Source organism: Sphingobacterium siyangense, assembly GCF_007830445.1.
Lineage (GTDB): Bacteria > Bacteroidota > Bacteroidia > Sphingobacteriales > Sphingobacteriaceae > Sphingobacterium > Sphingobacterium siyangense.
Window position 1 is genome coordinate 1 of record NZ_VLKR01000070.1, and the last position, 1342, is coordinate 1342.

Annotated in this window: 1 protein-coding gene; it reads right to left on the reverse strand. The window is 32.3% G+C overall.

Annotation, left to right across the window (positions count from 1 at the left end; genetic code table 11):
- Positions 1 to 317: 317 nt before the first annotated feature.
- Positions 318 to 1145 (reverse strand): efflux RND transporter permease subunit, encoded by an 828-nt coding sequence (locus IQ31_RS27225; RefSeq protein WP_208734399.1) that lies wholly within the window; start codon positions 1143 to 1145, stop codon positions 318 to 320.
- Positions 1146 to 1342: the final 197 nt, after the last annotated feature.

Here is a 1342-nt window from a genome sequence, read left to right on the forward strand (position 1 = left end):
GAGTTTATTATACTCTCAACAAGTAAAACCTTAATTGTTTAAGGTGGTGGCATTTTAATGCGAATTGCTGGGGGTATTTATATGCGAATTAACACCCAGACAAGGGGTCAACATCTTCCGGAATCTAGGAGCTCCCAAAGTGCTAGAGGGGTCAATATGCTCCGGAATATAAGTTGTTAAACAGAAAGATATTACTTGGAGAGGTAAAAATGCCTCCAAATATCATACTGATTGAACAACAAAGGGGTCATTATCTGACGGAATGCCATGCGATAGCAGCGCTTAAACAAACATGATATCCTAAATTATGTCCGGAATCAGGGGGGCAGCATGCTCCGGTATATGCATTCATCTTTATAATTTACTTCTGCAACATCCTTTACATAAATAATTTTACCATTTAAATTGTATATTACAGTATTTGCAACGTCGTCAACATCCTTAAATTTCCCACTTGTCTTGACATTAAAAACTTTACTTTCGAGATTAACGCTACCGCCAGGAATATCCAAAGCTTCACTTTGCAAACTATTAACAACTACATTTAGAGGAATTTTAAATTTGGAAAGCTTAGCAAGATTAACATCTATACGAATTTCCTGTTCAGGCGCTCCAAAATACTTAACCTCCTTTAAATCGGTAATTTTCTCTAATTTGGTTTTTAAAATATCTGCTTGATCTCTTAAAATTTTATTAGATGCTACATTAGAAATTAGTGCTATTTGTAAAACCTTTACATCCGAAGATTTTATTTTTTCCACTTTTATTTGGCTAATGTTTTTTGGAAGTTCACTATTTTTAAGAGCATTTATCTCCGTAGATAACTCTTGATATTTATTATCAACATCTACACCATATTTAAATTTTGGCTGAATTACTGCAACACCATCTTCAATCGTGCTTACTAATTTTTCAATATTTTCCAGTCCATATATTTTATTCTCAATTGGCTTAACAACCTGCTCCTCCATATCTCTAGGACTTGTACCTGGATATATTACAGTGATAATATACTCCGGAGGGTGTGTTGTTGGATCCTCTGATCGAGGCATTGTGAGTAATGTAAGTATACCCACAACCGAAACTAATACAAAAATGATTAAGGTAAATTGATAATTTCTTACAGAAAAAGAAGTGATTTTCATGAGTATACTTATTAATTTATAATTTTTATTTGAGATTTTTCATTCAAATACGCGCTATTTGATACTATTACTTTTTTAACATTAGAGAGGTTATCTTTTAGATAGTCTCTCCTTAAACCATCTATAATTTACTGATTATTAGTATTTTGGGTTTAAAATAGCTTGTTTTTTATTGCAAGAATTTGTATCTTAGAGCT